General features: G+C 68.7%; 7 protein-coding genes. 4 read left to right on the forward strand and 3 right to left on the reverse strand.

Annotated features, from left to right (window positions below; translation table 11 throughout):
* Positions 1-34: 34 nt before the first annotated feature.
* On the reverse strand, positions 35-448 hold the full coding sequence (locus tag HX774_RS13775; protein ID WP_178827597.1) for a flagellar export protein FliJ: 414 nt from the start codon (positions 446-448) through the stop codon (positions 35-37).
* A gap of 113 nt (positions 449-561) precedes the next feature.
* On the reverse strand, positions 562-1,902 hold the full coding sequence (fliI, locus tag HX774_RS13780) for a flagellar protein export ATPase FliI (RefSeq protein WP_178827599.1): 1,341 nt from the start codon (positions 1,900-1,902) through the stop codon (positions 562-564).
* 205 nt (positions 1,903-2,107) lie between these two features.
* On the opposite strand from fliI, the gene HX774_RS13785 reads away from it, so the two are divergent.
* Together HX774_RS13785 and HX774_RS13790 are read left to right on the forward strand one after the other, a co-directional pair.
* The gene (locus HX774_RS13785; protein ID WP_178827601.1) at positions 2,108-3,541 is read left to right on the forward strand and encodes a PAS domain-containing methyl-accepting chemotaxis protein; all 1,434 of its coding nucleotides are present in this window, start codon (positions 2,108-2,110) and stop codon (positions 3,539-3,541) included.
* 100 nt (positions 3,542-3,641) lie between these two features.
* On the forward strand, positions 3,642-5,825 hold the full coding sequence (locus HX774_RS13790; RefSeq protein WP_178827604.1) for a TonB-dependent receptor: 2,184 nt from the start codon (positions 3,642-3,644) through the stop codon (positions 5,823-5,825).
* 35 nt (positions 5,826-5,860) lie between these two features.
* Here the strand turns inward: HX774_RS13790 and HX774_RS13795 are convergent, their stop codons facing one another.
* Positions 5,861-6,772 (reverse strand): DMT family transporter, encoded by a 912-nt coding sequence (locus tag HX774_RS13795; RefSeq protein ID WP_178827606.1) that lies wholly within the window; start codon positions 6,770-6,772, stop codon positions 5,861-5,863.
* An 84-nt stretch (positions 6,773-6,856) separates the two neighbouring features.
* On the opposite strand from HX774_RS13795, the gene HX774_RS13800 reads away from it, so the two are divergent.
* A complete protein-coding gene (locus HX774_RS13800; RefSeq protein ID WP_255500455.1) occupies positions 6,857-7,342 on the forward strand; it encodes an Lrp/AsnC family transcriptional regulator in 486 nt (161 codons plus the stop codon).
* A 117-nt stretch (positions 7,343-7,459) separates the two neighbouring features.
* Positions 7,460-8,440 carry a cysteine synthase A gene (gene cysK, locus HX774_RS13805; RefSeq protein ID WP_178827608.1) on the forward strand — a complete coding sequence of 327 codons (981 nt, stop codon included), beginning with the start codon at positions 7,460-7,462 and terminating at the stop codon, positions 8,438-8,440.
* Positions 8,441-8,499: the final 59 nt, after the last annotated feature.

Consider the following 8,499-nt stretch of genomic DNA (forward strand, 5'->3'; position numbering starts at 1 on the left):
CTCCCCCGCGCGCGGGGGAGGGTCTAGAGGCGTCTTAGCCCCCCGCACGGCGGCGCAGGCCCATTTCGTCGAAGGCGGCGGTTTCGCGTTTGGCGGCGGCCAGCAGCTTGCTCAGGCGGGCGGCCTCGGCGACATGCTCGAACTTCTTCAACTCCTCGAAGGCGCTGGTCAGGGCGTCGCGGGCGCCTTCCTCCTCGGCGGCGACAGCGGCGACCAGGCCTTCGGCGTCGGCGCGCTTCATCGCCCAGCCCTTCAGATAGGCTTGCAGCATCATGCCAGACGACGGGTCCAGACGGGCGTTCTGGCGCTCGATCTCGACCTCGGCGTCCAGGACGGCGACGCGCATCTCGGCCTCGGCCTTGCGGGCCGCGACCTCGGCCAGACGCTTTTGCAGCGTCTCGACTTCATAGTTGGAGATGCGGATCAAGGATTGGGCCCAGGCGGTCATGGCGTCACGATGCGGTTGAGGGGGTTAAGAAGACGTGGCTTCGCCGAGTGACGAGCGATGAGGCGGGCCGGGTTGATCGACTTCCTCGCCACTGGTCACTGACCACTCATCACTCATCCCGCCATCCCCTGGTTCAGGATGGCCTCCAGCCGCACGAAGCTCTCGTCCAGACTGGTGTGGTCGTCCTTGTCCTGGCCGAGGAAGTTCTCGAGCGCGGGGTTCAGGGCGATGGCGCGGTCAACGATGGGGTCGGCCCCGGTGCGATAGGCGCCGATCTTGATCAGCTCTTCCATGTTGGCATAGGCCGACAGGCACTGACGGGCGCGGCGGTTCAGTTCGCGCTCGGGCGGGGTCTGACAGCCGGGCAGGGTCCGGCTGACCGACTTCAGCACGTCGATGGCGGGGAAGCGGCCGCGCTCGGCGATCTTGCGGTCCATGACGATGTGGCCGTCCAGAATACCGCGCACCGCGTCGGCGATCGGCTCGTCATGGTCGCCGCCGTCCACCAGGACGGTGAACAGGGCGGTGATGGGTCCGGCTTCGGTGCCGTCGGCGCGGATCGGGCCGGGGCCGGCGCGCTCCAGCAACTTGGGCAGTTCGGTGAAGACGGTGGGGGTATAGCCCTTGGTCGTCGGCGGCTCTCCCGCGGCCAGGCCGATCTCGCGCTGGGCCATGGCGAAGCGGGTGACGCTGTCCATCAGGCACAGGACTTCCAGACCCTGATCACGCAGGTATTCCGAGATGGCCAGGGTCATATAGGCTGACTGGCGCCGTTTCAGCGCCGGTTCGTCCGAGGTGGCGACGACGACGATGGCCCGCTTCAGGCCCTCTTCGCCCAGGGTCTCCTCGATGAACTCGCGGACCTCGCGGCCTCGTTCGCCGATCAGGCCGACGACCACGACGTCGCAGGTGGCCTGCTTGGCCAGCATGGACAGCAGCACCGACTTGCCGACGCCCGACCCGGCGAAGATGCCCAGCCGTTGCCCCCGGCAGGTGGTGGTGAAGACGTCCATCGAGCGCACGCCCAGATCCAGCCGCTCGCCCACCCGGCCGCGCGAATGGGCCGGCGGCGGCGAGGCGCGCAAGGGATAGGGGACGGCGCCCTGCGGCAACGGCCCCAGCCCGTCGATGGGCAGGCCGAAGGCGTCGATGATGCGGCCCAGCCAGGCGGTGGTGGGGCGCACGCTGGCGGCGGTGTCGATGATCTTGATCTCGGCGCCGGGGGCCACGCCCTCGACCGGACCGAAGGGCATCAGCAGGGCCTTGGCGTCGCGGAAGCCGACGACCTCGGCTGGCAGTGGGGGCTGGCCGCGCCGCTGGATCTCGGCCCGGGCGCCGACGGCGAGACGCGACAGGCCGCCGCGCGATTCGATCAGCAGGCCGCTGACGCCCGCCACCTTGCCGGTGACGACCAGCGGGTCGATCGCTTCGACGGCGGCGACGAGATTGCGCAAAAAGACGGCCCCTTCGGCCTGCGTCGGGTCGATCCTGACCGCAGCCCTCTAACCGTTAACGGATGCCTCATCGTGGTTAATGAGTGGTGAAGCCGATCTACGGGAATGCCCGTAGATCGCGCCGCAGGAAAACTAAGGTTTCAAAATTTACCCTTCAGGGTCAGTGCGCGTCATCAATCGAGTCAACGCTGGGGAGCGGGCTGGGATGTTCGGCAAGGGTCGTCAGAAGCACGAAGCGGAGCAGAAGCTCCATGATCTTGAAAACAAGCTGGCCGCCATCGGCCGATCCCAGGCCCTGATCGAGTTTGATCTGGACGGCGTCATTCTGGACGCCAACGACAATCTTCTGAAGACGATGGGCTACGCCCTCGACGAGATCCGGGGACGGCATCACCGCACCTTCATGGACCCGGACGAGGCGGCTGGTCCCGCCTATGCCGCCTTCTGGCGCGACCTGAACGCGGGCCGGTTCGTGGCCGCCAAGTTCCGGCGGATCGCCAAGGGCGGACGCGAGGTCTGGCTGCAGGCCTCCTACAACCCGGTCATGGGGGCGGACGGACGGCCCGCCAAGGTCATCAAGCTGGCGGTGGACATCACCGAGGCCGAACAAGAGGCGGGGCGGCGCGAACGGGAGCGGCTGGACGCCGAGGCGGCGCAGACGGCGCTGGTCGCGGTCCTGGCCGACAACCTGTCGAACCTGTCGGCGGGCGACCTGACGGCGCGGATCGTCCAGGACATGAGCGGCGCCCACGGCCGGGTGAAGGACGACTTCAACCACGCGGTGGACAGCCTGCGTCAGACGCTGGAGCAGGTGCTGGATTCTGTAACGGGGCTGCGCGGCGGCTCGGACGAGATCTCCAGCGCCTCCGACGACCTGTCGCGACGCACGGAACAGCAGGCCGCGTCGCTGGAGGAGACCGCCGCCGCCCTGGACGAGATCACCGCCACGGTGAAACGCAGCGCCGAGGGCGCGCGACAGGCCGCCGCCGTCGCCGGCGAGGCGCGCGGCCAGACCGATCAGTCGGGCGTGGTGGTGCGCCAGGCCGTCGCCGCCATGGACGGCATCCGCCAGACCTCGAACCAGATCGGCGACATCATCGGCGTCATCGACGAGATCGCCTTCCAGACCAACCTGCTGGCCCTGAACGCCGGGGTCGAGGCGGCGCGAGCGGGCGACAGCGGGCGCGGCTTCGCCGTCGTCGCCTCCGAGGTGCGGGCCCTGGCCCAGCGCTCCGCCGAGGCGGCGCGAGAGATTAAGATCCTGATCTCGGCGTCCGGCGCCGAGGTGGCCCAGGGGGTGAAGCTGGTCGGCGAAGCGGGGGCGTCGCTGAACGCCATCGCCGGCAAGGTGGGCGAGATGGACGCCCTGGTCGCCGAGATCGCGGCCTCGGCCCAGGAGCAGGCCTCGGGTCTCAGCCAGGTCAATATGGCGGTGAACCAGATGGATCAGGTCACTCAGCAGAACGCCGCGATGGTCGAACAGACCACGGCGGCCGCCGCCATCCTCAAACGCGAGGCCGAGGCCTTGGCGAGGCTGGTCGGTCGCTTCCGCACCGGCGCGCCAGGGGCGCCGCCCGCCCTGGAGGCTCAGCGGACGCGCCTGCGTGCGGCGGTCGGCGGCGGGGCCTCGGCGGCCTGAACCGGCTTCTGACCCCTGACGTGAGGTTCGGTGTTGGACGACCGGATAAGTTGACGTAGATGTAGATAGGAGGGCGTTACAGTAGGGCGGGGGTACAGTAATGTTGTGGCTGTTGCTCGCCACCTTGGACGCTGCGGGGCTTGGCGAGTCGTCGTTCGATGGTCCGGTTCCGACCGAGGCGCCGCAGCAGGTCGTGACCCTGACCAATCTGGATGATCCGGTGCGCGTCGACGATGTCGAGGTGCGCGGCCGGCGCGGCGCGGCGCGGGTGCCGCCCGAGACCGAATTGAACGGCGCCGAGATCGACGCCCTGGGCGCCTATGACATCGGCGAGGTCCTGGATCGGATCGGCGAAACGCTCGGCGTCGGCGACGAGCCGATGGTGATCGTCAACGGCAAGCGGGTGGCGAATTCGGCCGTCTTTTCCGGCTTTCCGCCAGACGCCCTGGTGCGGGCCGAGATCTTGCCGCCCCAGGCGGGGGCCCTGTACGGCGGCGCGCCCGGCCAGAGGGTGGTCAACCTGGTGCTGCAGAGACGCTTCTCCAGCTACGACGGCCGCATGGTCGGATCACGCCCGACGCAGGGCGGGACCTCCTCCCTGTCCGCCGACCTGCGTCGTTCCGCCATCGCGGGCGACAACACGCACCAGGCGGGCGTCCGGGTTTCGCGCGACAGCGCCCTGCGAGCCGATGAGCGCGACCGCGGTCATGAAGAGGAGGGCGCGGGGGCCGGGGCCATCACGCTGCGTCCTCGCACCCAGGCCGTCTCGGCCAACGTCAATCTGACGCGATCCATGGGTCAATGGGCCGGGGTCTTCAGTCTGAACGGACAGGCGAGAGAGAGCCGCCCCGTCTCGCGTCTGGGCGCCGACATTGTCGAGGGCCGCCGCCAGTCGGAAAGCCTGGGAGCCTCGGCCGGGCTCAGCGGAACGGCGCTGGGCTGGTCAGTGCAGGGGAACATGAACGGTCAGGCGTCGCGCTCTCGAGATGAGGGCTTCGCCAATATCCGAAGCGAGAACCAGTCCATCGGTTTCAACGGTTCGGCCGGCCGGACCTTGATGGAATTCCCGACAGGCGCGGTGGTCGCGAACCTGAGCGGAAGCCTGGCGGGGACCCGTTCGATCCTGGATCGGGATCAGGTTCGCGCCACGACGAATTATCAGACCGGCGAGGCCCGCGGTTCGGTGACGATCCCGCTGTCGAAGGCGGCAGAGACGGGGACGGGGCGTGTTCTGGGGGACGTTCAGGCGACCTTGGGCGGCAGTGTTCGGCAGTCCAGCGGTGGTGACGGAGACGAGGTGAACGCCGCCCTTGTCTGGACGCCGAAAAAGGGCGTGCGTCTGAACGGCCTTTGGGCCGCCTCCAGCGACAGCGTTCCGGACTTGCAGAGATTCGAGCCGGCCTATTTCGATACGCCCGTGGTGGTGTTCGACTTCCAGACCGGAGAGGCGGTGGAGATCACGCCGATCCGAGGCGGGAATCCGGATCTGCGTCCGCCCCGCTCGGAACGCCTGTCTGTGACCGCCTCGATCGGGCCCTTCACCCGATGGTCCCTGGCGGCCAACCTTGGATACCAACGCACGGAATCGACCGACGGGATCGGCGCCCTGCCGGACCTGACCGAGGATGTCGAGGCGGCCTTTCCCGATCGGTTCCAGCGGGACGCGAGCGGGCGCCTGACCAGCATCGATTTTCGGCCGCTGAACCTCAGCTCGACCCTGACGGAAGGCCTGACCAGCAGTCTGAACTTCAATCTTCCGCGACCCGCCGGCGTCGCCGCCCATGAGGCGACGGTCTTGCGGGTGTCCCTCAACTATAACCTGAGGCTCAGCAACACCCAGTCCCTAGCGGCGGGCTTGCCGGAGCTGGACCGCTTGAAGGGCGACGGCGGGGGCGTTTCGCGCCAGGAGGCGCGGGCGATGCTCGACGCGCGGCGGGGCCGGTGGGGCGTCAATGCCTCGGCGCGCTGGCAGGACGGCTATCGGACCCGGCGCTTCGGCGGGCAGGACGGCCCGGGCGATCTGATCACGGCGCCCTATACCGCGGTGGACCTCAAGATCAGCTTCCAGATGACGTCGACCTCGGTTCGCGCCGCGAACGCCGACGAGGAAGGCGGGCCGCGCCGCCGCAGCGCCGGTCTGCAACTGAGCCTGGAGGTCAGCAACCTGTTCGACGCGCGGCCCGAGGCGCGTCTGGGCGACGGGGCGCCCGCGCCCGGGTATGGCCGGGACTGGCAGGACCCGATCGGGCGCAGCGTTCGTCTGAGCCTTCAGCGTCGTTTCTGACGGGGCCGGGCGTGAGGCCTGGGATCAGGCCAAGATCAGGCGGGCGCGCCGGGCTCGGTCAGGGGCTGGGTCTGGCCTCTCGGCGCCGTCAGGACCGCGCCGATGGAGGCGGCGACGATGCAGCCGATGGCCAGCCACTGCAGAGGGCTAAGCTGTTCGTGCAGCAGCACCATGCCCGCCATGGCGCCGATGGCCGGCTCGACGCTGAGCAGGACGCCGAAGGTGCGCTTGGGGATGTGGCGCAGGGCGATCATCTCCAGCGAATAGGGCAGGGCGCTGGACACCAGGGCGACGCCGAGGCCCAGCAGCAGGACCGAGGGCGCCAGCAGCGCCATGCCCGCCGTCGAGACGCCGAAGGGCAGGATGACCAGGGCGGCGGTGCTCATGCCCAGCGCGACCGACTGACCGGCGTGCATGTGCGACAGACGCTTGCCGAAGACGATATAGAGGGCCCAGCACAGGCCGGCGAAGGCGGCGTAGGCGACCCCGACCGGGTCCAGCCCCTCGACCCCGCTCCAGATCGGCAACAGCATGGCCAGACCGGCGACGGCCAGGCCGACCAGGGCGAAATGCACCAGTTTGCGCGAATGGATCAGGGCCAGGGCCAGAGGACCGCTGAACTCGATGGCGATGGCCAGGCCCAGGGGGATGGTCCGCAGCGCCATGTAGAAGCTGAGGTTCATCAGGCCCAGCACCAGGCCGTAAAGCACAACCCGCCCGGCGTCGGCCCGCGTCAGGGCGAAGCGCCACGGCCGCCAGATGGCGATGAGCACCAGGGCGGACAGGCCGACCCGCAGGGCCGCCGTGCCCTCGGCGCCGACGAGGGGGAACAGACCTTTGGCGAAGGAGGTGCCGACCGCCAGCGACACCATCCCGCCGACCAGGGCGAGATAGGGCAGGGCGACCGAAAGGCGCGGCGAATTCAGGGACAGGGTCGGGGAGGACATCGGCCGGGAACCTAGTGAAAAGCCGCCTGTGTTTCTCGCTGAATTCTGCTGCTAGAATGCAATAAAACGTCGTTTTAGAGAAGTATGATGCAGCAAACCGTCACGCTCGACGATTTCGACCGCCGGCTGCTGGATCTGGTCCGGCGCGACAATCTGCAGCCCGCGCGGGTGCTGGCGGATCGGGTGGGCCTGTCGGAATCGGCGGTGTCGCGCCGCCTGCGCCGTCTGCGCGAGGAGGGGGTCATCGTCGCCGACGTGGCGGTGATCGACGAGGGGCGGCTGGAACGCGCCCTGACCATGCACGTCCTGGTCGAGATGGAGCGCGAGGGGACGGCGGTGCTGGACGCCCTGATCGACAGCCTGACGGCCCGGCCCGAGGTCCAGGCCGCCTGGTACGTGACCGGCGAAACTGACTTCGTCCTTTATGTCCGCACGCCGACCATGGAGGCCTATGAGATCTTCACCCGAGAGGTGCTGAACGACGACGCGCGGGTGCGGGCCTTCAAGACGCTGATTTCGATCCGCGAGGTCCTGCCCTTTGATCCGGCGCGGCGGGGGCTGGCGTCATGAGGCGCTGGCGCCTTTATAGCGGCGCTAAAGCGCCTGAGAGAATTCCTGTGCGGCGCAGTCTGGTCTCGCGCGTATAAGGACTGTCACCCAGACGAAACCGCTGCACGGAGATCGCCCATGTCCGACACCGCCTATGACGCCAGCCGCCACAAGAAGGCCGGACGGGGCCGGGTCTATGACAGCATCATCGACACCATCGGCGACACCCCCCTGGTGCGGCTGCCCAATCTGACGGCGGAACTGGCGCCCAAGGCGACGGTGCTGGCCAAGCTGGAGTTCTTCAATCCGCTGGCCTCGGTCAAGGACCGGATCGGCGTGGCCATGATCGAGGCGCTGGAGCGGGCGGGCAAGATCCGTCCGGGCTCGATCCTGGTCGAGCCGACCTCGGGCAACACCGGCATCGCCCTGGCCTTCGTCGCGGCGTCCAAGGGCTACAAGCTGATCCTGGTCATGCCGGAGAGCATGTCGATCGAGCGCCGCAAGATGCTGGCCCTGCTGGGCGCCGAACTGGTGCTGACCCCGGCCGAAAAAGGCATGAAGGGCGCCATCGGCATGGCGCAGGAAATTCTGGACCGCACCCCGGGCGCCGTCAGCCCCTCGCAGTTCGAGAACCCCGCCAACCCGGCCATCCATGAAGTCTCGACCGCTGAGGAAATCTGGAACGATACGGCCGGCGCGGTGGACATCGTCATCGCCGGCGTCGGCACCGGCGGCACCATCACTGGCGTCGGTCATGCGCTGAAACTGAAGCGGCCCTCGGTGAAGATGATTGCGGTCGAACCGACCGCCTCGCCCGTCCTGTCGGGCGGCGCCCCCGGCCCGCACAAGATCCAGGGCATCGGCGCGGGCTTCGTCCCCTCCATCGTCGACCGCGCCGTGATCGACGGGGTCGAACAGGTCTCCAACGACGAGGCCTTCGACATGGCCCGCAAGGCGGCTCGCGTCGAAGGCCTGCCGGTCGGCATCAGCTCGGGCGCCGCCCTGGTCGCCGCCTTCCGTCTGGCGGCGCTGGACGAGCATGCGGGCAAGACCATTGTCGCCATCATCCCCAGCTTCGCCGAACGCTACCTGTCCACGGCCCTGTTCGAGGGGTTGTAGGGCCTGAGCTTCTCCCTTCCCGTTCGGGGAGGGTGGTCGCGCAGCGACCGGGTGGGGAG

The organism is Brevundimonas sp. P7753 (assembly GCF_013386595.1).
In the GTDB taxonomy this organism is placed as follows: domain Bacteria; phylum Pseudomonadota; class Alphaproteobacteria; order Caulobacterales; family Caulobacteraceae; genus Brevundimonas; species Brevundimonas bullata.

Coding starts and splice junctions, on each gene's coding strand:
- HX774_RS13790 (WP_178827604.1), top strand. CDS start 3,642: ATGTTGTGGCTGTTGCTCGCCACCTTGGACGCTGCGGGGCTTGGCGAG.
- HX774_RS13800 (WP_255500455.1), top strand. CDS start 6,857: ATGATGCAGCAAACCGTCACGCTCGACGATTTCGACCGCCGGCTGCTG.
- HX774_RS13775 (WP_178827597.1), bottom strand. CDS start 448: ATGACCGCCTGGGCCCAATCCTTGATCCGCATCTCCAACTATGAAGTC.
- HX774_RS13795 (WP_178827606.1), bottom strand. CDS start 6,772: ATGTCCTCCCCGACCCTGTCCCTGAATTCGCCGCGCCTTTCGGTCGCC.
- cysK (WP_178827608.1), top strand. CDS start 7,460: ATGTCCGACACCGCCTATGACGCCAGCCGCCACAAGAAGGCCGGACGG.
- HX774_RS13785 (WP_178827601.1), top strand. CDS start 2,108: ATGTTCGGCAAGGGTCGTCAGAAGCACGAAGCGGAGCAGAAGCTCCAT.